Origin of the sequence: Denitratimonas organivorans (genome assembly GCF_037478135.1) — a bacterium.
Classification (GTDB): domain Bacteria; phylum Pseudomonadota; class Gammaproteobacteria; order Xanthomonadales; family Xanthomonadaceae; genus Denitratimonas.
This window is the reverse complement of sequence record NZ_JBBHDV010000004.1, coordinates 173428-197251: the sequence shown is the minus strand read 5'-3', so window position 1 is coordinate 197251 and position 23824 is coordinate 173428. Positions and strand designations below refer to the sequence as shown.

Here is a 23824-nt window from a genome sequence, read left to right as displayed (position 1 = left end):
TTATCGCGGAATGAGCCGCATAGACTCCATCGATGCCATTGCACGCCACCTGCAACGCGATGTGCTGATGCTGGTGTTCTGCCATGGACGCGCGATCGTGTCGCTGCGCAGCGAAGCCATGCATTTGCCCTGGGAAACCGATCCGGCCCGCGCCCGGCTGCTGACCTGGCTGGAACAGGAAGGCATCGCCTGGCAATGCTGCCTGCCTTTTCTGCTCGATGGTTTCCATGAAGTGCCGTACCAGGGGCATATATTCATCGATATTCCGATCCAGTCCGACGATGCGCGCTACCAGCGCCTGCTGGCGCGCCTGAACAATACGCACGAGGATGAAGTGGAGGACGGCGTCGGGCTGTTCGTGATGCGCTACGCCACCGCGCTGCAGAATCTGCGCTGCGAGTAAGTCGCACCGAGCCAGGCGCGAAGGCAGACCGCGAAGGCAGGCCGGCACAGCCATCAGGCAGCACTTTCGACAGGTGTCTTCCCGCACCCGATGACGTAACGTGGCGGCTTTCGCCCACCCGCAGGACGTTGCCCGCATGCCCATTCCACGCCCCGTGAAATCGATTGTTTCCATCACCCTGTGCGCCGCACTGGTGGCCGCTTCCGGCCTGGCCGCCGCACAGAAGAAGCCGGCCGATGCACCGCGCTGGGACGTTGCCACCGCGCTGCCGGTGGCAACCACGGCGAAGTTCAGCACCGACGAAGGCACCTGGATGGATCTGGACGTGAGCCCGGACGGTCGCCGCATCGCGTTCTCGCTGCTGGGTGATCTGTACCTGTTGCCGATCGAAGGCGGCAACGCGCAGCGCATCACCTCCGGCCCAGCCTGGGACATCCAGCCGCGCTTCTCGCCGGACGGAAAACAACTGGCCTTCACCTCGGACCGCGACGGCGGCAACAACCTGTGGCGCATCGGCGTGGACGGCAAGAATCCGGTGCAGGTCACCAAGGAGCGCTTCCGCCTGCTCAACAACCCGGCCTGGACGCCGGATGGGCAGTACCTGATCGGCCGCAAGCACTTCACCGGGCGTCGTTCGCTGGGTGCCGGCGAGCTGTGGATGTACCACGTCAGTGGCGGCGACGGCCTGCAACTGACCAAGCAGAAGAACGACCAGCAGGATCTGGGCGAACCGGCGCTGTCGCCGGATGGGCGCTACGTGTACTTCTCCGAAGACGTCACGCCCGGGCCGATGTTCCAGTACAACAAGAACCCGCACGACACGATCTACGCGATCAAGCGCCTGGACCGCCAGAACGGCCAGATCGATACCGTGGTCGATTCGGCCGGCGGCGCGGTGCGGCCACAGCCATCGCCGGACGGCAAGCATCTGGCCTTCGTCAAGCGCGTGCGGGAAAAGAGCGTGCTGCACCTGATGGGACTGGAGTCGGGCCATGTGCGCCCGCTCTGGGACGGCCTGAGCCACGACCAGCAGGAAGCCTGGGCGATCTTCGGCCCGTACACCAACTTCAACTGGCTGCCGGATGCCTCGGCGCTGGTGATCTGGGCGCAGGGGGGCATCTGGCGGGTGGATGCGGAAAAGGGTGAGGCCACCAAGATTCCGTTCCGGGCCCAGGTCGAGCAGGCGTTGGCAGCGCCGCTGCGCTTCGAGCAGAAACTGGAGGAAGGCAGCTTCACGCCGCAGATGATCCGTGACGTGGCGACCTCGCCGGACGGCAAAACCGTGGTGTTCCATGCGCTGGGTCATCTGTATACCCGCGCCTTGCCCAACGGCCGTCCGCAGCGACTGACCGCCAGCAGCGGTGTTTCCGAATACCAGCCCAGCTTCAGCCCGGACGGGCGCAAGCTGCTCTACACCCGCTGGAGCGATGCCGAACTGGTGCAGATCATCGAGCGCGATCTTGCCAGCGGCAGCGAGCGCACCATCACCACGCAACCGGGCTTCTACTATGGCCCGACGCACTCGCCCGATGCCCGTCACATCGTCTACAGCCGCACCGGAGGCGGTGGCATGACCGGCGCGATGTGGTCGGGCGAACGCGGCATCTTCATCGTGCCGGCGCAGGGCGGCGAAGCACGCAAACTGGCCGCGCACGGCAGCCAGCCGCAGTTCTCGGCCGATGGCACACGCGTGCTGTATTTCAGCGGTGGCGGGCTGTCGAAGAAGCTGATGTCGGTCGGCCTCAACGGCGAGGACGTGCGCGAGGTGCTGGATCTGAAATATCCGAACCTGGTCGCGCTCAGCCCGGACGGCAAGTGGGTCGCTTTCACCGAGTTGTTCAATGCCTACGTCGCACCCATGCCGCAGACCGGTGGCAGCATCGCCCTGTCCAAGGACAGCAAGGCCATCCCGGTGACCCAGGTGAGTCAGGATGCGGGTTCTTATCTGCATTGGGCGGCCAACTCCAGGTCGCTGCATTGGGTGGTCGGCGATGAATACTTCAGCCGTGATCTGAAGGATCTGTTCACCTTCGTGCCCGGCGCGCCGAAGGAACTGCCCAAGCCCGAATCCGCCAAGGGCGTGAAGCTCGGCCTGAGCGCCGCAGTGGATACGCCGAAGGACACCGTGGCCTTCACCAACGCCCGCATCATCACGATGCGCGATGCGCGGAACACGCAGGAAGTAATCGAGAACGGCACCGTGCTGGTGGTCGGCGACGAGATTCGCGCGGTGGGTGAGAACGTCACGGTTCCCGCCGGCGCGCGCGTGATCGATGCTGCCGGCAAGACCATCGTGCCCGGCTATGCCGACGTGCATGCACACGTGGCGCACTTCGGCGGCGGCGTCGTGCCGCAGCAGAACTGGGCCTATTACGCCAACCTGGCCTTCGGCATCACCACCACGCACGATCCTTCGGCCACCACCGAACTGGTGTTCTCGCAGGCCGAACTGGTCAAGGCCGGTGCGATGGTCGGGCCGCGCATCTACTCCACCGGCACGATCCTGTACGGCGCCGATGGCGACTTCAAGGCGGTGATCGATTCCGCCGACGATGCGCGCTCGCATCTGCGCCGGATGCAGGCCAACGGCGCGTTCAGCGTCAAGAGCTACAACCAGCCGCGCCGCGACCAGCGCCAGCAGGTCAACCAGGCCGCGCGTGAGCTCGGCATGCTGGTGGTGGAGGAGGGCGGCTCCACCTTCCACCACAACATGACGATGATTCTGGATGGCGCCACGACGATTGAGCACAATCTGCCGATCGCCCCGCTGTACCGCGACGTGATCGAGCTGTGGCGCCATACCGATGTGCGCAACACGCCGACGCTGGTGGTCAGCTATGGTGGCCTGTCCGGCGAGTACTGGTGGTATGCGCGCGACGAGGTCTGGCTGGACGGCAAACTGGCGCGCTTCTTCCCGCGCGAGACGCTGGATGCACGCAGCATCCGACGTGAAACCGCACCGGATTGGGACTACTACCACATCGAAGTGGCGCGGGCGAAGAAGGCGCTGCGCGATGCCGGTGTGAAGATCCAGGTCGGCGGCCACGGCCAGTTGCAGGGCCTGTCGCCGCACTGGGAAGCCTGGAGTCTGGTGCAGGGCGGCTTCACGAACTGGGAAGCGCTGCGCGCCTTCACCATCGATGGCGTGGATTCGATCGGTTTCGGCAAGCAGCTCGGCTCGCTGGAAGTGGGCAAGAAGGCGGACCTGGTGGTGCTTAATAGCAACCCGCTGGATGACATCCGCGCCACCGCCGATACCCGTTACGTGATGGTCAATGGCCGCCTGTTCGATGTCGATGCCGACATGGCCGAAATCGGCAACCGAGCCGTCCCGGCCCCGACCTTCTACTGGCAGCGGCATCAGGATGCGCACGGCTACGGCGTCGAATACGGCCCCACCATGCCCTGCCACTGCCCGAAATCCGGCGTGCCGCACAGCCACTGAGGGCAACAAGCCACTGAAGCTCATGAAAAACGCCGCCGCCAGATAATGGCGGCGGCGTTTTTTTGCTTCGTGAAGAAGCGATTGTCGAGGATGTAGGTGCATCAACAGACTGAAAGCTGCGGATCCTTGTGGTTCTTCCGCCTTCAGACAACGGATTTGCGATCTGCAACAAAGCGCGGCCAACGGTTGTAGCCGACATCGGGATTGTTGGATTGCAGGAGAAGGATGTACTCCAGCTCCTTGGCATTGATCTCCTGACGGGTCGCATCTTCCGTTTCCCAAAGAATATCCCGCCGCACCACGAAGCTTCGGCGCTCTTCCTTGGTAAAGTCCTTTGCGATCAGGCAGCTATCGGCACTTCCGAAGTAATTGATGCTGTCGGTACGGTCCTGCCCAACGTAGATCTTTCCATTTGGGTAGGTGATTTTGTAGATCACCGCCATCGGTTTTCGCTCGCTCTTTGAGGATGACGCGAGACACGTGAGCGCTTCGCCACCCTCTCAGGGTCACTTACTTGTTGCGTGTCGGCGGCTTGAAGCCGGCCTTGCCGCCGCCGCGCGGCCCAGCGAAGGGTGGTTTGCCGCCTGCCGGCCTGTCACTGCCATGGCGACGTGGCGGAGCGCCATCCGCACGATGGCCGGGGCCACCGGCACCGTGTCGGCGCGGCGGGAAGCCACCCTCACCAGAAGCGCCGTCATCACGCCGGTAGCGACGCGGCGGCGGCTGGGATGCAGGGGAATGGTCGCGGCGCACGCCATCGAAGTTCGGACGACCGCGCTGGATGCGTGGTGCCAGCGGAACTTCGCCCTCGTGACGTTCGATCCGAAGACGTTGCCCGGCGACCCATACGCTCTGCAGATGGGTCAGGGTTTCTGGCGGCATGCCGGGCGGCAGGTCGACGTAGCTGTGGTCGTCGCGGATGTCGATGCGACCGATATGGCGCGATTCCAGCCCGGCCTCGTTGGCGATCGCGCCGACGATATTGCCGGGCTTGACCCGGTGCGCATGGCCCACGGCGATGCGGTAGGTTTCAAAACCGGCCTCGCGCGGCCGCATGGTGCGCTGGGTGGCGCCTTCGCCGGTGTGGTGGTCGCGCTGATGCGGCGAGGCCTGATCGAACCTGCGCTCGGCCTTGGGCTTGCGCGGCGGTGCCACCGGCTCCGGGTCGGGCTGCATCAGCAGCGGGGTGCCGCCCTGGGTCAGCTTGGCCAGCGCGGCAGCGACATCCAGCAGCGAGGCGTCGTGTTCACGCTCGTACTCGGCCAACAGGTTGCGGTACAGATCCAGCTCGTCACTAGCCTGTTCGTCTTCCAGCACCGAATCGATACGCTGCTTGAAGCGCTCGATACGCTGGTCGTTGACCTGGTGCGCAGTTGGCATCGCCATGATCTCGATCGGCTGGCGCGTGGCGCGTTCGATCGCGCGCAGCATGCCGCGCTCGCGCGGGGTCACGAACAGGATCGCCTCGCCACTGCGCCCGGCGCGGCCGGTACGGCCGATGCGATGCACATAGCTTTCCACGTCATACGGGATGTCGTAGTTCAGCACGTGGCTGATGCGCTCCACGTCCAGGCCGCGCGCCGCCACGTCGGTCGCCACGAGGATGTCGAGCTGGCCATCCTTGAGCTTCTGCACCGCACGTTCGCGCAGCGGCTGCGGAATGTCGCCGTTGATCGCGGTGGCGGCAAAACCGCGTGCCTGCAGGCGGTCGGCCAGTTCCTCGGTGGCCTGCTTGGTGCGGGCGAACACGATCATGCCGTCGAACTTTTCGACCTCCAGCAGGCGCGTGATCGCATCCAGCTTCTGCATGCCCCCGACCAGCCAGTAGCGCTGGCGGATGTTGGTGGCGGTGCGGGTCTTGGCGGCGATCGCGACATCGATTGGGTCTTTCAGATAGGTCTGCGCGATGCGCCGGATCTGCGGCGGCATCGTGGCCGAGAACAGCGCGACCTGGCGCTGTTCCGGGGTCTTTTTCAGGATGGCTTCGACATCGTCGATGAAGCCCATGCGCAGCATTTCATCGGCTTCGTCCAGCACCAGGCAGCGCAGTTGCGAAAGATCCAGCGAGCCGCGTTCCAGATGGTCGATCAGGCGCCCGGGCGTGCCCACCACCACATGCGCACCGCGCGTGAGGCCATGCAGCTGACTGCCGTAGGCCTGGCCGCCGTAGATCGGCAACACGTGGAAGCCGGGCAGGTGGGTAGCGTATTTCTGGAAGGCTTCGGCAACCTGGATCGCCAGTTCGCGTGTCGGCGCCAGTACCAGCGCCTGGGTCTTCGGCAGGCGGGTATCGATGCTGTTGAGCACCGGCAACGCGAACGCGGCGGTCTTGCCGGTGCCGGTCTGGGCCTGGCCAACAAGATCGCGGCCCTCCAGCAACGGAGGAATGGTGGCGGCCTGGATCGGCGAAGGCGCCTCGTAGCCGACATCGGACAGGGCCTGCAGCAATGGCGCAGACAGCGAAAGCGCGGCAAAACCTGCCGCAGCGGGAATGGAAGGAGTGGTCATCCCGGGATTATCCCACGGGAAGGGGTCATTCCCGGCACTGTCGTGCAATCGCCGTATACCTGCAGTTGCAACTGGCGGTACACAGCCCGTCCGGCGCCGCCGGACGGGCGCAGGAAATCACTTCTTGCGCTTGGGCCGCACGTACAGCACCAGCGAGTGGTCTTCGATCACGTAGCCGTGGGCTTCGGCGATCTCGTGCTGCAGGCGCTCGATGTCCGGATGGGTGAACTCGATGACCTTGCCGCTTTCGATGTCGACCATGTGGTCGTGGTGTTCGCCGCGGTCCAGTTCGAACACGGCCTGGCCGCCTTCGAAATTGTGTTTGAGCACCAGCCCGGCGGCTTCGAACTGGGTCAGCACCCGGTACACGGTGGCCAGGCCGATGTCCTCTTCCATGTCCTTGAGGTGGCGGTAGATGTCCTCGGCGGTCATGTGACGCGGGCGCGCCTGGGCCAGCACTTCCAGGATGCGCACGCGCGGGTGCGTCACCTTCAGGCCGACCTTGCGGAGATCCTGCAATTCCACGGGAAGTCCCTCCATCATTTCTGAAGTATCCATGCGTAAAAGGGGCTACCGCCGGTGCCTTCCGATGCCCGCAGCCGATGTTGGCGGTGCGTTTGCGGCCTCAGGCGGTTCATTCCGCGGTCGGGTACTAGTGTATCATCGGGGCGTTTTGTAACCTGCGGATTGTCCGATGCCCAAGCTCGTCCTCGCTGCCCTGATCGCCGTCCTGCTCGGGGGCTGTGGTGTCCTCTACAAGGTCGACATCTACCAGGGCAACCTGCTCGATCCCGACAACGTGGCACAGGTGAAGCCGGGCCTGACCAAGCGCCAGGTGCACAGCCTGCTGGGTTCGCCCTCGGTGCAGGATCCGTTCCACGCCTCGCGCTGGGACTACGTGTCCACCATCAGTCGCCGTGGCGCACCGATGGAGGTGCGCAATCTGGTGTTGAACTTCGATGGCGACGTGTTGGCCAGTGTCGAAGGCGACTATCTGGAAAACGACGATCTGGCGCTGTACCGCCACATCTCGCGCTATGGCAACCTGCCGCGCGACAAGAAGAAGAGCCAGCAGCGCTGATCCGGCCGGCGGTGCCGTGAAGGTTCGCACTGCACCGCCAGCAACCTGATCGCCACTGCCGCACTGAAGCCGGCCTGGCCCCTGGCAGGCCCATGTCCGCGTCGGCAGCGAGGGGCTTACACGGTGCTGCAGCCTCGGCCCGAACGGGCGAACACGCGTCCCACGCGCTAAGCTGTGCCGCCGCACAGTTATACTGTCGGGTCGAAATCCCGACGGCCAAAGGCGGCCCACGGGAATCGATGGTCCAGAGGTGACGGCTTCCCGTCCATCCGGGCCGTGTCCCTGGCCCGGAACCGGAAACCCCGCCGCATGCGCCTGTCCACGATCAAGCTGTCCGGCTTCAAGTCCTTCGTCGACCCCACCACGCTGCACCTGCGCACGAACATGACCGCTGTGGTCGGGCCCAATGGCTGCGGCAAATCCAACATCATCGATGCGGTGCGCTGGGTCATGGGCGAATCATCGGCCAGCCGCCTGCGTGGCGACTCGCTGACCGACGTGATCTTTTCCGGTTCGACCTCGCGCAAACCGGTCGGGCAGGCCACGGTCGAACTGATCTTCGACAACAGCGACGGCACCCTGACTGGCGAATACGCCGCCTTCAACGAAATCTCGGTCAAGCGCCTGGTCAGCCGCGACGGCCAGTCCAGCTACTACCTCAACGGCACCCGCTGCCGCCGCCGCGACATCACCGACCTGTTCCTGGGCACCGGTCTTGGGCCGCGCAGCTATTCGATCATCGAGCAGGGCATGATCAGCCAGATCGTCGAGGCCCGGCCCGAAGAACTGCGCGTGTTCCTGGAAGAGGCCGCCGGCATCTCCAAATACAAGGAGCGCCGCAAGGAAACCGAACAACGCATTCGTCACACTCGCGAAAACCTTGATCGCCTCAATGACTTGCGCGAAGAAGTTGACAAGCAGCTTGAGCATCTGAAACGCCAGGCCCGCCAGGCCGAGCAGTACCAGCAGTACAAGGAAGACCAGCGCATCAAGGAGGCCCAGCTCAAGGCACTGGAATACCGCCAGCTGGACAGCGAGCTGGTCGCGCTGCGCGAAACCATCGCGCAGGAGGAAACCCGGCTCGAAGCCCTGATTGCCGAGCAGCGCCAGGCCGAAGCGCAGATCGAGCTGTGCCGCGAGCAACACAGCGAGGCCACCGAACGTCTGTCGCAAGCGCAGGGCGAAAGCTACCGCGTCGGTTCGGATATCGCGCGGGTTGAACAGCAGATCCGGCACCAGCGCGAACTGGGCGAACGTCTGGCCAAAACCCATGCCGAAACCACCGACCAGATTGCAGCATTGGCCGAAGACATCGCGCAGGACGAAACCCGGCGCGAAACCCTCGCACTGGAGATCGCCGAAGCCGAGCCTCAACTGGCCCTGCTCAGTGGTGATGACGGCGCCCGCCAGGAATCGCTGCGCGAAATCGAAAACGCGCTGGCGCAATGGCAGGTGGAATGGGATGAGCACAGCCGTCTCAGCTCGGAAACCACGCGCGCGGCCGAAGTCGAACGCACCAAGATCGAATACCTGGACCGGCAGACGCTGGAAGGCGAGCGCCGCAGAGAAGCCCTCACCACCGAACGCGCCACGCTGGACGTGGATGCACTGGCGCAGGAACTGGAACGCATCACTTCCGACCACGACCTGCAACGCGCCGGCCTGGACACGCTCGGCGACGTGCTGGAAGAACGCAAACAGGCCCTGCTGACGTTGCAGGAACAGCAGCGCCGGCTGCAAAGCGAACTGTCCGAAACCCGCAAGCTGGGCGAAACCGGGCGCGGCCGCCTGGCATCGCTGGAAGCCCTGCAGCACGCCGCACTCGGGCAGGAAAAAGGCGCCGCGCAGGAATGGCTGGCAAGCCACGGCCTGGACAGCAGTGTCCGCCTGGGCGAAACCCTGGAGGTGGAGCCGGGCTGGGAAACCGCAGTGGAAACCGTGCTCGGCCACCTGATCGAAGCCGCCGTCGTGGATGCCCCGCAAGCCTTGCTGCCGGCCATCGCCGATTTCGATGGTGGCCGTCTGGCGCTGATCGAACAGACCCGCAGCGCGCTCGACGTGCCCGCAGGCTCACTCGCCGCGCGGGTGCAGGGGCCGGACGCCGCGCGACGCTGGCTGGCTTCGATCCACACCGCCGAAGATCTGGAGACCGCCCAACGTCTGCTGCCGACACTGGCCGCACACGAAGCGGTCGTGACCCGCAGCGGCGACTGGCTCGGCGCGGGCTGGCTGCGCATCGCGCGTGAAGCCGGTGCCGGGCAGGGCGCACTGCTGCGCGAACGCGACATCAAGACGCTGCGCGAGGAAATCGAGGAACTGGCCGAGCGCGAAACCACCACCCAGGACACCATCACCGAACTGCGCGAACAGATCGCCCAGGCCGAACAGCAACGCGAGGACGCGCAACGTGCGCTGTACCTGGCGCACCGCAGCGTGGCCGAACTCTCCGGCCAGATGCAGAGCCAGCAGGGCAAGCTGGAATCGGCCAGCGGCCGGCTGGCACGCATCGATACCGAGCTGGCGCAGATCGAACAGACCACGCGCGACGCGCAGGAGCGCGCACGCGAAGCCCGCCAGGGTCTGGAAACCTCGCTGGCGCTGATGGCCACGCAGGAAAACACCCGTATCGCGCTGGAAAGCCAACGCCGCCACCTGACCGAACAGCGCGACGCCGCCCGCAGCACCGCACGTGAAGCCCGCGATGCCGCGCACCAGATCGCACTGAAACTGGAAGCCGCGCGTACCCAGGTCGCCGCGCTGAATCAGGCGCTGCTGCGCATGCAGACCCAGCGCGAGCAGCTGCAGCAACGCGAAACCGAACTGGCCGCACAGCTTTCCCAGGGCGATGCCCCGATTGCGGCGCTGGACGCCGAGCGCCAGACCTTCCTGGAACAGCGCATCGTCGCCGAACGTGACCTGGCCGCGGCCCGTTCAGGCATCGAAGGCGTCGATGCGGAAATGCGCCGCTACGAGGCCCAGCGCCAGCACGCCGACCAGCAGGCCCTGCTGGCACGTGAGGCGATCCAGCAAAAACGCCTGTCCGAACAAGGTCTGGTGCTGCGCATCGCCGGGCTGGACGAAGGCATCGTCGCGGCCGGACTGGAGCTGTCGCAGGTGCTGGCCGAACTGCCGGACGACGCCAATGTCGGCGCATGGAAACAGGCCGTGGCGGATCTGGAAACCCGCATCCGCCGGCTGGAGCCCGTCAACCTGGCCGCCATCGCCGAATACGGCGAAGCCCAGCAGCGCAAGGAGTACCTGGACGCGCAGAACGACGATCTGGTCTCGGCACTGGAAACACTGGAAGGCGCGATCAAGAAGATCGACCGCGAAACCCGGGGCCGCTTCAAGGACACCTTCGACCGCGTCAACGCCGGCGTGCAGGAGCTGTACCCGCGCCTGTTCGGCGGCGGTCACGCCTATCTGGAACTGACCGGCGAAGACCTGCTCGATACCGGCGTGGCGATCATGGCGCGCCCGCCCGGCAAGCGCGTATCGAACATCTCGCTGCTGTCCGGCGGCGAAAAGGCGATGACGGCGGTGGCGCTGGTGTTCGCGATCTTCCAGCTCAACCCCGCGCCGTTCTGCCTGCTGGACGAGGTCGACGCGCCGCTGGACGAGGCCAACGTCGGGCGCTTCTCGGCGATGGTGTCGGAGATGAGCGAGAAGGTGCAGTTCCTGTTCGTCACGCACAACAAATCGACGATGGAAGCCGCGCGCCAACTGGCCGGTGTCACGATGCGCGAGCCCGGCGTTTCGCGCCTGGTATCGGTGGATCTGGCCGAAGCCACCAAGCTGGCCGGCGCGCAATGATTTCCCGCGCCGCACGCCCAGGCCGCAGGTCATATGCGCTGCCGCCCGGTGCTGCGTGTGCAGCAGGCCCGCTGCGGCGGGCCATCGTGCCGGCAGCGGCGCCCGGCGCACGCGGCATCTTTCCGTGCGCGGCACTGCCCCTATAATCGCCGCATGAACTGGAACCCCGACATCGGCATCCCGCTTGCAATCGCAGGCATCCTGGTCCTGATCGCCATCGCGGTATTCGGCCGCCCGCGCAAGCCCGGCCAGGGCCGACGCGTGGATGCAGCGCGCGATGATCAGCGCCGCGAACCCCGCTGGAACGACGACTCCGAAGACGCCGGTCTTGGCGATCCGGAAGGGCTGGACGGCACGGAACCCGATTTCGCGATCCAGGACGAACTGGCCCTGATCGAACGCACCCTTGGCAGCAATGCGGCTGCTGATGATGCCCGCGCCGACGACGGGCGCGCAGCCGAGCAGGTCGGCGATCCCGGCATCGGCCGGCGTGGCGACAACGCTCCGCAGCGCATCGTCACGCTGTTCGTGGCGGCGCGCGAAGGGCAGTCGCTGGATGGCGCGGCCATCGTCATCGCGGCGGAAAAGGCCGGTCTGGTCTACGGCCACATGGGCATTTTCCATCGTCTTGCCGACGGCAAACCCGAGGCCGAACCGGTGTTCAGCGTTGCCAATCTGGTCAAACCCGGCCATTTCGACCTGCGCAATGTGCACGATATCGATACCCCGGGCCTGGCCTTCTTCATGACGCTGCCCGGCCCGCTGCCGGCGCTGGATGCCTGGGAAACCATGCTGCCCACCGCCCAGCGCATGGCCGAACTGCTCGATGCCGTGGTGCTGGACGAGGACCACAACACCTTGGGCCGGCAGCGCATCGCGCACCTGCGCGACGACCTGCGCAGCTTCGACCGCGAACAGGAAAAGCAGGCCCAGCGCCGCTGGTGAAACCGCGCCTGGAATGACCCCGCGCCGGTAGAATTGCCGGCATGGACACCGATACTGCCCACACTTCCGGTAGCAGCGATCCGGCTACACAGGTCCGGCAGCTGCGCCGCCGCATCGAGGATGCCAACTACCGCTACCACGTGCTCGACGACCCGGACATTCCGGACGCCGAGTTCGACCGCCTGCTGCGCGAACTGGAAGCGCTCGAAACCCAACACCCGGAACTGCTGACGCCCGATTCGCCCACGCGCACGGTCGGCCAGCGCCCGGACGGCGGTTTTCCCGAAGTCCGGCACGCACTGCCGATGCTGTCGCTGAACAACGCCTTCCAGAATCCTTCCGCGCCCGATGACGCCGACGATCGCCTGCGCTTTGCCGAAGTGGCCGATTTCGAACGCCGCATCGAACGCGAACTGGGCTTGCGCGATCCGCTGTTTTCGGTTGAACCCAAGCTCGACGGGCTGGCGATCAGCCTGCGCTACGAACACGGCCATTTCGTCCAGGGCGCGACCCGCGGTGACGGCAGCGTGGGCGAGGATGTCACCGCCAACCTGCGCCAGGTGCGCCCGCTGCCGCTGCGCCTGCGTGACAGCGCCGGTCCATTGCCCAAGGTGCTGGAAGTGCGCGGCGAAATCTACATGCCGCGCAAGGCGTTCGAGCAGTGGAACGCCGCCGCGCTGGAGCGGGGCGAGAAACTGCTGGCGAACCCGCGCAACGGCGCCGCCGGTTCCTTGAGGCAACTGGATCCAGCCGTCACCCGACGCCGGCCGTTGGCGTTTTTCGCCTATGGCATCGGCGAAGTGCGCGGTCTGGAGCTGCCGCCCAGCCATTCGCAAACGCTGCAACTACTGCGCGAACTCGGCCTGCCGGTCGCACCGGAAGCCGATACAGCGCGTGGTTTCGACGGCCTGATCGCCTATTACCGCAAGATCGGCGCGCAACGTGATTCCCTGCCGTACGACATCGACGGCGTGGTCTACAAACTGGACGATTACGCCCAGCAGCAGGCCATGGGTTTTGTTTCGCGTGCACCGCGTTGGGCCATCGCGCACAAGTTCCCGGCCCAGGAGCAGGCCACCGTGCTGCGCGCCATCGAAGTGCAGATCGGCCGCACTGGCGCGGCCACACCGGTGGCACGGTTGGAACCAGTGCAGGTCGCCGGCGTCACTGTCACCAACGCCACGCTGCACAACGCCGACCAGATCGCGCGGCTGGATGTGCGCGAGGGCGACAGCGTGATCGTGCGACGGGCCGGCGATGTGATTCCCGAAATCGTACGCGTGATTCCCGAAAACCGCCCGGCCGATGCAAGGCCGTGGAGGATGCCGGCTCAATGCCCTGTCTGCGCCTCGGAACTGGTGCAGGAAGAGGGCGCCGTGGCCTGGCGTTGCAGCGGCGGGCTGACCTGCCCGGCACAACGCAAGGAAGCCGTGCGGCACTTCGCCTCGCGCCGCGCGATGGATATCGAAGGATTGGGCGAGCGCCAGGCCGAGGCGCTGGTCGAGTTCGGCTTCGTGCATTCCCCTGCCGATCTCTACGCGCTGGATGTCGCCGACCTGGTCCGGATGAAGCTGGCACTGGACAGTGCCACGCCGGCCGAACTGCTGCTGGCGGTGGGCCAGTCCAAGGGCGCCTTGCGGATTTCGCAGGAAGCACAGGCGATGCTCGAAACCCTCACCGATGACGGGGCCAATGGTGCCACTGATGATGCGCAGTGGCGGCAGGCCGGCTTCCTTCGCGAGCACCTGCGGATCGAACCGGGCGGCAATCTCGCCACGCGCTGGGCGGAAAACCTGATCGCCGGCATCGACGCCAGCCGCCAGACCACGCTGCCGCGCTTCCTTTTCGCGCTCGGCATTCCGCATCTGGGCGACACCACGGCCAAGTCGCTGGCGCACTGGCTTGGCTCGCTCGACGCCGTGCGCAGCACCCCGGCGATGCTGTTGCAGGCGCTGCCGGACATCGGCCGCGAAGTGGCGCGTTCGATCGCGACCTTCTTCGAACAACCGGGCAACGCCGCCGTGGTCGATGCACTGCTGGAAGCCGGCATCGTGTTCACCGACAGCCACCCGCCGTCTTCCGAACTGCACCAGCGCATGGACCTAGCCCACCTACTCGGCACGCTGCCGGTGGACAAGCTCGGCGAAAAAAGCACGCAGCGGCTGGCCGAAGCCTACGGCACGCTGGAAGCCCTGCTGGCCGCCAATGCCAGCGATTGGGCCGGCGCCGGGGCTTCGGCCGCCGGCGCGGAAAACCTGGCCGCCCATCTGGCCGATCCCGCCGCACGCCAGGCACTGCTGAAGGCCGAACAGGCCCGCCAAAAGCTGCTGGCGCAGGCACCCGCCCACAGCACCCGCGCCCACGGACCGCTGCACGGCAAGAGCGTGGTGCTGACCGGCACCCTGAGCACGATGACCCGCGACGAAGCCAAAGCCAAACTCGAAGCCCTCGGCGCCAAAGCCGTCGGCAGCGTTTCCGCCAAGACCGACATCGTCATCGCCGGCGACGCCGCCGGTTCCAAACTGGCCAAGGCCCAGCAACTGGGCATCGCCATCTGGGACGAAGCAAAACTGCTCGCTTTCCTTGAAGGGCAGGGCTGATGTCCGGGGACTCGATCCAACACGAGAAGCAGCTGCGCCAGAACACCACCGACGCCGACTCCTGCCTGTGGGCCCGGCTTCGCAACCGCCAGCTGGGTGTGAAGTTCCGGCGGCAGCACCGTCTGGGCGGCTGCATCGTGGATTTTTTCTGTGCCGAAAAGGGGTTGGTGATCGAGTTGGACAGTGGTCAGCACCAGGAACAGGCCGCCTCCGATGAACATCGAGGCGCCTATCTGGAAGCTGCGGGTCTGCGCGTGATCCGCTTCCGGAATCACGATGCACTGGCCCGGACAGATCAGGTGATGTCCGCGATCTGGCAGACACTGCAAGACCCGACACCCCCTCATCCCGACCAAACCTCAGCTCTACCCACCAACCCCATCCGCTCCTCCCTCACCCTACGCGCCAACCTCTACAGCACCATCCGCAGCTTCATGGCCGCACGCGGAGTACTGGAAGTAGAAACACCCATCCTGTCAGCCGGAGCCAATACCGAGCCGAACATCGAGAGTTTCAGCACCCGTTTTTCCGGGCCATTGCCGGACACCGCACCACGCGAGCGCTGGATGCGCACCTCACCCGAGTTCGCCCTGAAACGCCTGCTGGTGCAGGGCGTCGGCGATTGCTACGAGCTGGGACGGGTGTTCCGCGATGGCGAGGCCGGGCGACGGCACAATCCCGAATTCACGATGCTGGAGTGGTACCGCATCGGCTGGGACCACCATGAACTGGCGGAAGAAACCAGCGATCTGGTCGAACGCGCGATGGCACTCGTGGATCAGCCGCTGCAACGCGTGCGCTGGACCTATCGCAGCCTCTACCAGAACGCGTTCGGCTTTGACCCGTTCACCGCGCCGCTGGAGCAGCTGAAGGCGCCGCTGGCCGACCACGGCATCCTCGCCGACGATCTTTCCCGCGATGACTGGCTCGATCTTCTGATGACCCACCGGCTGCAAGCGGATTTCCCGGCCGATGCGCTGACGCTGGTGATCGATTTTCCACCCAGCCAGTGCGCGCTGGCGCGGATCAGCGGGCAGGGCGAGGATGCGGTGGCGCAGCGTTTCGAGCTGTATCTGGGCGACAAGGAACTGGCCAACGGCTACCACGAGCTGACCGATGCGGCCGAACAACGCGCCCGTTTCGAGAACGACAGCCGCCGCCGCCTGGCGCGCGGCCAGCGCGAGTTGCCGATCGATGGTCATCTGCTGGCGGCACTTGAAACCGGCCTGCCGGAATGCGCCGGCGTAGCGCTGGGAATTGAACGCCTGCTGATGGCGATGGTCGGCACCGACCGCATCGCCGATGTGCTGGCCTTCGCGTTTGATCAGGCTTGAACAACAGATTGATCCTGCCGCTTTGGTGCACTCAGTGGTTCCGGTCAGCGTGAGGGTCGAACGCCAGCTTTGCGGCTGCCACCATGAACCGGTCGTCCGCATCGTTACGGCCGAAATGATCGGTGCTCATTTGGGCGCGGGTCGGTGCGTCCCCTGATACACCCACAACCAGGCGATGCTGAGAATCCTCTCCAAGTCGGCCAACCTCCAGACCGCCAGCCAAGCACGAAGACCTAAGATTGCACGCCCGGTGCGGCTGCTTTAATCAATTGCGGACGCGGGTTCAATTCCGAAATTGGGAATCGAACTGGCGTCCTGTCTGATGCGCTCGGTTGGTGACCCGGCCGGGGCAGAACTGGTAGGATTGTTGGCAGTCGGGGCTGGATTCCGCACCTTTCCGCAGGAGTTCGCAGCGGTTCTAAGGCGCTGATTTACATAGGTTTGGTGCAGGGTTCCACCCCAATGCTCCCAACTTAAGCCCCTCGATATGCACGATGCGCATGCGGTTTGCTGCGATGGTGCCTGGGATAACTGCGGTTGGGTTGTACCCGGCATCGAGTGGCGACAATGACGTCGAGCGCTTGTGCCAGTGCACGGACACATTGGCGCACAGCGAGCAGGCAGCCGGCCAGAATCGGTTTGAGGGTGCCCAGGGCAAAGGCGCGATTGGGCCGGGAATCGGGTTCGGCCTGCAAGGCGACCTCGGGGTCGTTGGCTGCGGTCAGCAGGATGTGGAGATTGTCGGCCACCACCTTGGCAGCGAAATCCTGTTGCAAGGCCAGATAGTTCAGGCCGCTGACGGCCTCCAGGTGCAAGCGGTGCTTGATGCGCTTGAAGGCCTCCTCCACGCGCCAGCGGCGATGGTAGAGCGCGCCGAAAGGCCGCCGCAGGATAGCGCTCGGTGTCCAGCAGCGAGGTCATCAGGATACGCACGCTGCCGGCGGGCGTGACGTCGCGGATCAGCCGCACATGGGTGGGCGTGCGCTGGAGTTCGTAGTCGACGGCATCGCGTGGCGCGGGTCGTTTGAGGGTGATGTGTGCCTCGGTCTGGCCGCTGCGCAGGAAGTCCTTGACCACGTTCCAGCCGGTGGCGTCCACGCGCATGCAGAAGTCCAGTCCGCGCTGGGCCAGAGCGGCGGCCATCCAATTGCCGGGATAGCCGCGATCGAGCACGAGCAGGTCGCGGTCGGGAGCCAGTTCATCCAGCGCCTCGAACAGCATCTGCCGCTCGCCGCCATCGGCCGAATGCAGACGGGCATGCAGGGTCAGTTCGGCTCCGGGCAGGAACAGGGCAAAAGCCCAGTGATCGGCCTGCAACGAGGCATTGGCCCGGGTGCTGACCCTGATCCGGCTGGCATCGGCAGCGACCACCCGCAGGCCGTGCCAGCGATGGGCGTCAATGAGCGGTGCGGCAAGGCGCAACAGATGGGTATTGACCTGATCGAACAGACGCGCGGAGAAGCCCTGTCGGGCTTTGCTGAAAGCCTGCTCGCTGACGGCCCGCACGCGCACGGCAGAGCCGTGGATCTGGGCGAACAAGCCATCCAGTTCGGCCTGCACACTGGCACGCATGCCCCCGATCATCATGGCGGCGATGCGCGGCAGGGTGAGGATTCGCTGGCGAGTGAAGGCCGCTGGATGCAATCGGACGCGCTCGGCCAAGGCCGATGTGTCAAGGAATGTCCGGAGACTGGACACGATGGCGGCGGGAGCAGGTATTTGAGTTCATATTGTCAATGAACTCAATGAGTTATAGTGAAGTCATGATACCCCATATGCGACCCGAAAGCGAGGGGAATTGCTTAAGTTGGGAGCATTGGGTTCCACCCCACCACCAATACCAAGGGCTTGGATATATCCAGGCCTTTTTGTTTGCAAGGCATGCAGAGTGGGGGGGGGTGATCCCGGCATTCCGGTGACGCCACCCGCATGGATGCATCTACAATCGCGGCTTTTGATGTGCAGTGCAGGGAAGCAGGACGCGATGAGTGCAAAGCTCGGGGCAGGGTTCGAAGGGTTTGCGTCGCTCGAGGAATACCTCGATTCCGACCCGTGGCAATCACGTGCGACCCGGCACGCCACCGAACTGGGCTTGGCGGCGACGCATCCGCAAAACGAACTGGACATCTATTGCGATGTTTGCGGAAGGATGGAAAAGGCGCCGTTCAATCCCGTCACCCGTCCGGAAGAAACGCCCAATTGGCGCGAGGAACTGGCCTGTCGCGGTTGCGGACTGATCAGCAGGGTGCGCTTTTCGGTACGACTGCTTGAAAGCGTCGGCGTGGATGCCGCCGCGACGCTGTATCTCACCGAACAGACCACACCGGTTTATGCTGCACTGCTGCGACGCAGGCCGCGTTTGCACGGCAGCGAGTTCCTGCCGGATTCCGCCCTTAAACGCTCGCATCTGCGCCAGTATCTGCGCGATCTGACCGGCAATCCGGCTGCCGAACTGCAGCACGAAGATGTCACCGCGCTTTCATTCGACTCAGGATCACAGGACGGTGTGCTGACCATGGATGTGCTGGAGCACGTCCCGGACCACAACGCCGCGCTGCGTGAATTCCATCGTGTGCTGAAGCCGGGCGGCAGGCTGGTCATCACCGTACCGTTTGCGGAAGCAACATCCGAATCCCTGCTTCGGGCCCGGATCGTTGACGGCAATATTGAGCACCTGGTGGAGCCGGAATACCACGGCGATCCGATGTCCGATGACGGCTGCTTGGCCTTCCATACCTTCGGCTGGAGCCTGCTGGATGACATCCGCACCGCAGGGTTCTCCGATGCTATGCTCGTGGATGGCTGGTGCCCGGCACGGGGGCTCCTTGGCTTCGTGGGTGCGATTGTTGCGTTTCGGGAGTGATCCGTCTCTTGCCGAACGAGTAATGGGTGAAGAACGGAGCTCCCGGACTGCACGCCCACAGTCGATGCCGTCCTGGACCCACCTGGCCAAGGGCAGGGCGCGCAACCCTGACGAAACGGCGAGCCGCGCCGCTGGCCATCCTTCTTCGACAGCCGATCATTACCGACCGCTTGGCGCTGATTGCCGCTCCTGGCTCGGATATCCCCGGCGGCAAGGCGATAGAACACAGCACCAGCAACTGACGCGATCCTGATCGTCGGGCGGCGCCGAATCGCTCGCAGCGGAACTCGGTCAACGTCACCACGATCACCTTGACCAGTTGCTTCTCATCGCTGCGTGCGGCGTTGCGTGCCTTGGCACGCGCAAGACGATCTTCCGCATCCTGCCGCCACGCGAGTCCCTTGACGCGTTCCACCGGCAACTTCAGCCCCTCGGGCGTCACCAGGCAGCGACCGGTCAACCGCCAGCCTATCCACGGCCCACCAAGTTACGCCTTTCCATATGCGCGCAGCGCGTGAACAGCCACCGCGCGAGGGCTGGGTTTGCATCCGACAACGTGGCAAGGTGCGATAGTGCTCATGTTCTTGATCTCCGCAGATGTTCTGGAAGGTCTTGGGTGTTGCCGGGATGCAGTGTTCGTGGGTGTGTGGTGCATGCTCATGACTAGTCATAATGTATATTATGTCAAATTTGTGGGGGTGCAGATGGCGCAGCTATCAAGGTTCGAGCCGTCCGTGTGCGCCCTACCGCGTACTTCTCCTTCCGTCACTGATCGCAGTTACCGGCCGGCAACAGCACTACTGTCTGGCCAAAGAGCGGCTTGATCCGGGTCAACCGTCGTGTTGCGACATCGGCGTAGAATCCACCGCATGTCTCTGTTTTCGCTGCTGCTGCGGATGTTGCTGGCGCTGGCTCTGGTGGTCGGCGGGCCTTCTGGTGCCGGTGTGGGCATGGTTGCGGATGTGCAGATGGATGATTGTCACCGCGCCGCCGAGGCTGCGACGGCGGCAGCCGGAATTTCCCTGGATCAGGGTTTGGCTGGTGACGGACACGCTGTTGCAGCCGAAGCCGGCGGCGATGCCGACTTCACCGATTGCTGTGAGCCGGGCTGCGATCCGACCGCGTGTGGTGCTTGTCTGCACCACTGTGCCGCCGATGTCGCGCGGGGATTGGCGGGTTATCAGGTTGTGCCGCAGGCCGGTCCGGTGTTCTTTTCCACCCGCCATACATCTCCTGTCTTGTCTGGCGTTTTCCGCCCTCCGATTGGTTGACGTTTGTACCGCGCCCTGCCCGGTGCGGAGCGTCGATATTTCCGGCCCTTGTGGGCCACACGATCAATCGGAGACAGAAGATGAGCATTTCCAGAAAAGGTGTTTTTGCCGGCATGGTGCTGGCGTTGGCTGCGCTTGGCCCAGGTGCGTCGAGCGTGTGGGCCGGCGGGAACGACAGCCCCCAACCGTCAACGGTGCAGGCCGATTCGGTGCTGCCGTTGATGACCGTGCACAAGACGCCAAGCTGCGGCTGTTGCGGGGTGTGGGTCGAACATATGCACCAGGCCGGTTTCACCGTGGATGTGCGCGATATGGACGATCTTGGCCCGGTCAAGGCGCGTCTGGGTGTGCCGTACGGCAAGGGTTCGTGCCATACCGCCGAGGTGGGTGGTTATCTGGTCGAAGGCCATGTGCCGGCGGCGGACATCAGGCGCCTGTTGCAGGAAAAGCCGGATGCGCGCGGTCTGGTGTTGCCGGGTATGCCGCTGGGTTCGCCCGGCATGGAGGTCCCCGGCGGCCACACGCAAGCCTATACGGTGGAGTTGGTGCGGCCGGATGGCAGTACCGAGGTATTCGCAAATCACTGATATCAAAGGAGACGGTGGGCGCTTCGTTGTACCAGGAAGAAGCGCCCATCAGGCTGGAAACGGCGGCGCTGCTTCATGATTCCCCACGAATCGGCATGGAGCGGCGACGCTCGTCATCCAGCTTTTCCCCCAGGTTGCCGAAAACCCGGCTTCCGGCGTTGCCGCTGCGACTGGCGCAACGACAATGCCCCAGAAGCCTCCCCAGACTGACCGGCATCAGTGCAACGCATCTTTCCAGGCGCGAGAATTCGTGCGTGGCGGCGCCTCTGCCGCTGGCAGGAAAGCGTGAAACGTGGACGAAACGACCGATCAATCCCTCTCCCGTGCCGATCTCGCGCGTCTGGTGGACTGTTTCTACGAGCGCATCCAGGTGCACCCGGAACTGGGCCCGATCTTCAATGCGGCGGTGGACGATTGGCCCGAGCACAAGGCGCTGCTGACTTCGTTCTGGGCCTCGGTGGTGCTGGGCGAAGGCTCGTTCCGTGGCAATCCGATGGCTGTGCATCGCGCCCTGCCCGACATCCGGGCGCACCATTTCGATCAATGGCTGCTGCTGTGGCAACAGACCACGGGCGAGGTGCTGGAAGCGGATGCGGCGACTTACATGCAGACCCTGGCGAACCGCATCGGCCACCATCTGAGCCGTGGGGTTGGTGCGGTGCGACCAGAATTCATGATGCAGGATTGATCCGGTGCGCCAGGGAACGTCTGATCAAGTCTCACTCTGTCATCCCGGCGGCTTGTTCAGATGTTCCCCTAGAACACTGGATGCGCGTGGGAACCGCGCCATCAAGTGGTGGCGCCTTTGGTGTTTCAGCCAGGCTGTGGTGCTGTCTTCCGGTTACCGCTCGCGGCGTGAAGAGGGGTTCGTCTGCCGCCTGCCACGATCATTCTGTGCCGCCTTCCCCGCCTGCTGCTGGCATTTCTTGCTGATCGACCGGCGCGAGACGATGTGCCGTTCCTTTTGCCGCCGCGACAGCGTGCCGCTCGGGATGGCGTAGTGGCTGATGGTGATCCCCTTCCTGTGCATCCGGTTGCGGTCGCCGGCGAGCAGCGGATGCCATGCCGGCAACGCCTGACCCTTGTGAACGCGGACATACGCGCAGCTCTCCGGCAACCAGCCCTGATACATCGGCACGGAGGTGGGTGTCAGCTCGTGGCAGGTGGGGACTCGTCGCAGCCGGTTCACATAGTCCTTGCAGCGGGCGGTGCCGATGTCCAGCAACTCGCAGGCGACGCCGTAGACTGTGACTTCGCTGTTCTCCACGCGCCGCTTGAGACAGCACTGGCCGCATCCATCGCACAGGGCTTCCCACTCCCTGCCGTTGAGTTCTCCGAGGGAGTACTTTTCCCAGAATCGATCACGCAATTGCTCTTTTTACCCCGCGCCCTGTCATCAACATATGAAAACACCCGATCAGCCGCAGCGATCAGCCGAGCGTTTTGCACTTCCTTCTTCGCTGGCGAAGGGGGAGTGGCATGGGCTGAGGGATGCAGCTGATCGGGTGAAAATACCGATTCAAATCATTGCCATGGGTTCAATTATGGCGCATGGGCGTGATGAAAGACAGCGTAAGGTCAGGCCACTTGCCAGCCAGTGGCTTCAGGGAACATCTGGTCACAGCGTCATTCCGATGCGCTGGAATGACGCTGTGAAGCTTGATCAGTTCTCGAAACCGTTGCAGAAGATGGCGTCGAAGTTGTCGCGGCACGCCAGGACGGTGGGGTTGGTGAAGCTGAAGATCGCGCCGTAGCGGTTGGCCTCGGGCCCTTGATCCGGGAACAGGTGGGCACCGACGACGCTGCGCACGCCATCGAAATCCACGGAAATGCCGAACTGGGCCTGGCTGCCGCTGCTGTCGGTACTCGTCAGCTCGGCGACTTCCTGGAAGGTTCCTCCGGATGATCGCGTGTACAGGTATGCGGCCTTGGTGTTGCTGCCCGGAGCCGTGGCCATCAGCAGGTTGCCACGCAGGCGCAATGCGTGGGAGAAGTTGTCGATGAAGGAAGGATTGGAGGCACTCAGTTCCTGCACCCTGCCCCAGTTGTTGGAACCGCCGGCGCTGCGCCTGAAGACATGGAATGAACCGGAGTTGGAGGGCGCACCGGCCTGATTGTTGCAGACCCGGCAGCCGACCACGGCGGTGTCGCCATCAATGGCCACGGAGCGGCCGAAATCGTCGCCGAATGCCTTGTCATCGGCGGGTCCGTCGAGGGTTGCCTCCAGGTTCCAGCTGGTACCGCTGCGGCGGTAGACCCAGGCGCGGCCGAAACCGGCACCCGTCGCACCGCCATCCGAGGCGTCGGCATCTGGTGCGCCGATCACCAGCGTGTTGCCCGACACCGCGACGGCATCGCCGAAATTGACGGTATTGCCCGGGGCCGGTGAGGGCACCAGTGCCTCCAGGGACCAGGTCGCACCGCTACGCCGGTAGACGGCGGCTGCGCCGGCGCCGCCGGTTCCGGGGACGTGGGCGCTGGAGTCACCGATCACGAGGGTATCGCCCCGCAGGGCGATCGCGCTGACGCCGCGGATGATGATCCCGCCCTGGGATGGAAGCTGCTGCAGCCTCTGCCGCAGGACGAAGCCATCGCCCACGCGCTGGTAGATGAGTACGTTGTCGAAGAGCTCGAAGATCGCTGCCCAGTCGCCATCGGCATCGAGTGTGCGACCGAGCCGGTAGGTGTCTCCGCCGGGAGTGAGCTGATCGAGGTAGGTGAGCGAACCGTCGGCTTCCAGCCGCACCACGTACACCGCGCCATCGGTGCCTCCCAGACTGGGTGCACCGACCAGCGCCAGATTGCCCGCCAACGCCATGCTCGAGCCAAATCCGACCCTGTCATAGTTCTGGCTGATGTCGAAATGAGTCAACCGGTCGATCTGGACAAAGCCCTGGGCGAAAGCGCTCTGCATGGGCAGGGAAAGCACAACCGCGAGTGCAGCAATGCTGGTTCGTACAAGGAACATGTGGGT

Annotated in this window: 18 protein-coding genes and 2 pseudogenes; 12 read left to right on the top strand and 8 right to left on the bottom strand. The window is 64.6% G+C overall.

The features are described 5' to 3' along the window. The first annotated feature begins 10 nt into the window (after positions 1 to 10). Both WDB66_RS06265 and WDB66_RS06260 read left to right on the top strand, forming a co-directional pair. Entirely contained in the window at positions 11 to 403 is a 393-nt protein-coding gene (locus WDB66_RS06265) for a hypothetical protein (RefSeq protein ID WP_339397673.1), read from the top strand. A gap of 136 nt (positions 404 to 539) precedes the next feature. Further along, positions 540 to 3848: an amidohydrolase family protein gene (locus WDB66_RS06260; protein ID WP_339397672.1), complete on the top strand. Its 3309-nt coding sequence runs from the start codon at positions 540 to 542 to the stop codon at positions 3846 to 3848. Positions 3849 to 3991: 143 nt separating this feature from the next. Here the strand turns inward: WDB66_RS06260 and WDB66_RS06255 are convergent, their stop codons facing one another. The 3 genes from WDB66_RS06255 to fur form a co-directional block, all read right to left on the bottom strand. After that, positions 3992 to 4291, bottom strand: a complete 300-nt coding sequence (locus WDB66_RS06255) for a GIY-YIG nuclease family protein (RefSeq protein ID WP_339397671.1) — start codon at positions 4289 to 4291, stop codon at positions 3992 to 3994. A gap of 67 nt (positions 4292 to 4358) precedes the next feature. Next, positions 4359 to 6356, bottom strand: coding sequence for a DEAD/DEAH box helicase (locus WDB66_RS06250; protein WP_339397670.1), 1998 nt, complete (start codon positions 6354 to 6356; stop codon positions 4359 to 4361). 117 nt (positions 6357 to 6473) lie between these two features. Continuing rightward, the gene (fur, locus tag WDB66_RS06245) at positions 6474 to 6896 is read right to left on the bottom strand and encodes a ferric iron uptake transcriptional regulator (RefSeq protein WP_339397669.1); all 423 of its coding nucleotides are present in this window, start codon (positions 6894 to 6896) and stop codon (positions 6474 to 6476) included. A gap of 154 nt (positions 6897 to 7050) precedes the next feature. On the opposite strand from fur, the gene WDB66_RS06240 reads away from it, so the two are divergent. The 6 genes and pseudogenes from WDB66_RS06240 to epmA all read left to right on the top strand — a co-directional run bounded on the left by WDB66_RS06240 (position 7051) and on the right by epmA (position 16129). After that, positions 7051 to 7437 (top strand): outer membrane protein assembly factor BamE, encoded by a 387-nt coding sequence (locus WDB66_RS06240; RefSeq protein ID WP_339397668.1) that lies wholly within the window; start codon positions 7051 to 7053, stop codon positions 7435 to 7437. Positions 7438 to 7746: 309 nt separating this feature from the next. Further along, entirely contained in the window at positions 7747 to 11250 is a 3504-nt protein-coding gene (gene smc / locus WDB66_RS06235) for a chromosome segregation protein SMC (RefSeq protein ID WP_339397667.1), read from the top strand. 153 nt (positions 11251 to 11403) lie between these two features. Continuing rightward, entirely contained in the window at positions 11404 to 12195 is a 792-nt protein-coding gene (gene zipA / locus WDB66_RS06230) for a cell division protein ZipA (protein ID WP_339397666.1), read from the top strand. A 41-nt stretch (positions 12196 to 12236) separates the two neighbouring features. Continuing rightward, the gene (gene ligA, locus WDB66_RS06225) at positions 12237 to 14795 is read left to right on the top strand and encodes an NAD-dependent DNA ligase LigA (RefSeq protein WP_339397665.1); all 2559 of its coding nucleotides are present in this window, start codon (positions 12237 to 12239) and stop codon (positions 14793 to 14795) included. Further along, positions 14795 to 15109, top strand: a pseudogene (locus tag WDB66_RS06220) (endonuclease domain-containing protein); the annotation flags it as partial. The gene ligA and the pseudogene WDB66_RS06220, both read left to right, overlap by 1 nt. 66 nt (positions 15110 to 15175) lie before the next feature. After that, positions 15176 to 16129, top strand: coding sequence for an EF-P lysine aminoacylase EpmA (gene epmA / locus WDB66_RS06215; RefSeq protein ID WP_339397757.1), 954 nt, complete (start codon positions 15176 to 15178; stop codon positions 16127 to 16129). Between the two features lie 473 nt (positions 16130 to 16602). Here the strand turns inward: epmA and WDB66_RS06210 are convergent, their stop codons facing one another. Together WDB66_RS06210 and WDB66_RS15205 are read right to left on the bottom strand one after the other, a co-directional pair. Beyond that, positions 16603 to 17019, bottom strand: coding sequence for a transposase (locus WDB66_RS06210; RefSeq protein ID WP_339397756.1), 417 nt, complete (start codon positions 17017 to 17019; stop codon positions 16603 to 16605). Positions 17020 to 17194: 175 nt separating this feature from the next. Beyond that, positions 17195 to 17701, bottom strand: a pseudogene (locus WDB66_RS15205) (transposase); the annotation flags it as partial. Positions 17702 to 18044: 343 nt separating this feature from the next. Here WDB66_RS15205 and WDB66_RS06200 point away from each other — a divergent pair. Next, a complete protein-coding gene (locus tag WDB66_RS06200; RefSeq protein WP_339397662.1) occupies positions 18045 to 18992 on the top strand; it encodes a methyltransferase domain-containing protein in 948 nt (315 codons plus the stop codon). Here WDB66_RS06200 and WDB66_RS15200 read toward each other — a convergent pair. Beyond that, the gene (locus WDB66_RS15200; protein ID WP_489670830.1) at positions 18916 to 19464 is read right to left on the bottom strand and encodes a hypothetical protein; all 549 of its coding nucleotides are present in this window, start codon (positions 19462 to 19464) and stop codon (positions 18916 to 18918) included. The genes WDB66_RS06200 and WDB66_RS15200 overlap by 77 nt on opposite strands. Positions 19465 to 19861: 397 nt before the next feature. On the opposite strand from WDB66_RS15200, the gene WDB66_RS06195 reads away from it, so the two are divergent. The 3 genes from WDB66_RS06195 to WDB66_RS06185 all read left to right on the top strand — a co-directional run bounded on the left by WDB66_RS06195 (position 19862) and on the right by WDB66_RS06185 (position 21538). After that, positions 19862 to 20263, top strand: a complete 402-nt coding sequence (locus WDB66_RS06195; protein WP_339397661.1) for a CopL family metal-binding regulatory protein — start codon at positions 19862 to 19864, stop codon at positions 20261 to 20263. Positions 20264 to 20343: 80 nt separating this feature from the next. Next, a complete protein-coding gene (locus WDB66_RS06190; RefSeq protein WP_339397660.1) occupies positions 20344 to 20850 on the top strand; it encodes a DUF411 domain-containing protein in 507 nt (168 codons plus the stop codon). Between the two features lie 292 nt (positions 20851 to 21142). Beyond that, positions 21143 to 21538, top strand: a complete 396-nt coding sequence (locus WDB66_RS06185; protein WP_339397659.1) for a group III truncated hemoglobin — start codon at positions 21143 to 21145, stop codon at positions 21536 to 21538. 153 nt (positions 21539 to 21691) lie between these two features. On the opposite strand, the gene WDB66_RS06180 is transcribed toward WDB66_RS06185, so the two are convergent. Together WDB66_RS06180 and WDB66_RS06175 are read right to left on the bottom strand one after the other, a co-directional pair. Next, positions 21692 to 22219, bottom strand: coding sequence for a CxxCxxCC domain-containing protein (locus tag WDB66_RS06180; protein WP_339397658.1), 528 nt, complete (start codon positions 22217 to 22219; stop codon positions 21692 to 21694). Positions 22220 to 22513: 294 nt separating this feature from the next. Further along, positions 22514 to 23818 carry an FG-GAP repeat protein gene (locus tag WDB66_RS06175; RefSeq protein ID WP_339397657.1) on the bottom strand — a complete coding sequence of 435 codons (1305 nt, stop codon included), beginning with the start codon at positions 23816 to 23818 and terminating at the stop codon, positions 22514 to 22516. Positions 23819 to 23824: the final 6 nt, after the last annotated feature.

Coding starts and splice junctions, on each gene's coding strand:
- zipA (WP_339397666.1), top strand. CDS start 11,404: ATGAACTGGAACCCCGACATCGGCATCCCGCTTGCAATCGCAGGCATC.
- WDB66_RS06175 (WP_339397657.1), bottom strand. CDS start 23,818: ATGTTCCTTGTACGAACCAGCATTGCTGCACTCGCGGTTGTGCTTTCC.
- fur (WP_339397669.1), bottom strand. CDS start 6,896: ATGGAGGGACTTCCCGTGGAATTGCAGGATCTCCGCAAGGTCGGCCTG.
- WDB66_RS06190 (WP_339397660.1), top strand. CDS start 20,344: ATGAGCATTTCCAGAAAAGGTGTTTTTGCCGGCATGGTGCTGGCGTTG.
- ligA (WP_339397665.1), top strand. CDS start 12,237: ATGGACACCGATACTGCCCACACTTCCGGTAGCAGCGATCCGGCTACA.
- WDB66_RS06255 (WP_339397671.1), bottom strand. CDS start 4,291: ATGGCGGTGATCTACAAAATCACCTACCCAAATGGAAAGATCTACGTT.
- smc (WP_339397667.1), top strand. CDS start 7,747: ATGCGCCTGTCCACGATCAAGCTGTCCGGCTTCAAGTCCTTCGTCGAC.
- WDB66_RS06260 (WP_339397672.1), top strand. CDS start 540: ATGCCCATTCCACGCCCCGTGAAATCGATTGTTTCCATCACCCTGTGC.
- WDB66_RS06265 (WP_339397673.1), top strand. CDS start 11: ATGAGCCGCATAGACTCCATCGATGCCATTGCACGCCACCTGCAACGC.
- WDB66_RS06250 (WP_339397670.1), bottom strand. CDS start 6,356: ATGACCACTCCTTCCATTCCCGCTGCGGCAGGTTTTGCCGCGCTTTCG.
- WDB66_RS06240 (WP_339397668.1), top strand. CDS start 7,051: ATGCCCAAGCTCGTCCTCGCTGCCCTGATCGCCGTCCTGCTCGGGGGC.
- WDB66_RS06195 (WP_339397661.1), top strand. CDS start 19,862: ATGTCTCTGTTTTCGCTGCTGCTGCGGATGTTGCTGGCGCTGGCTCTG.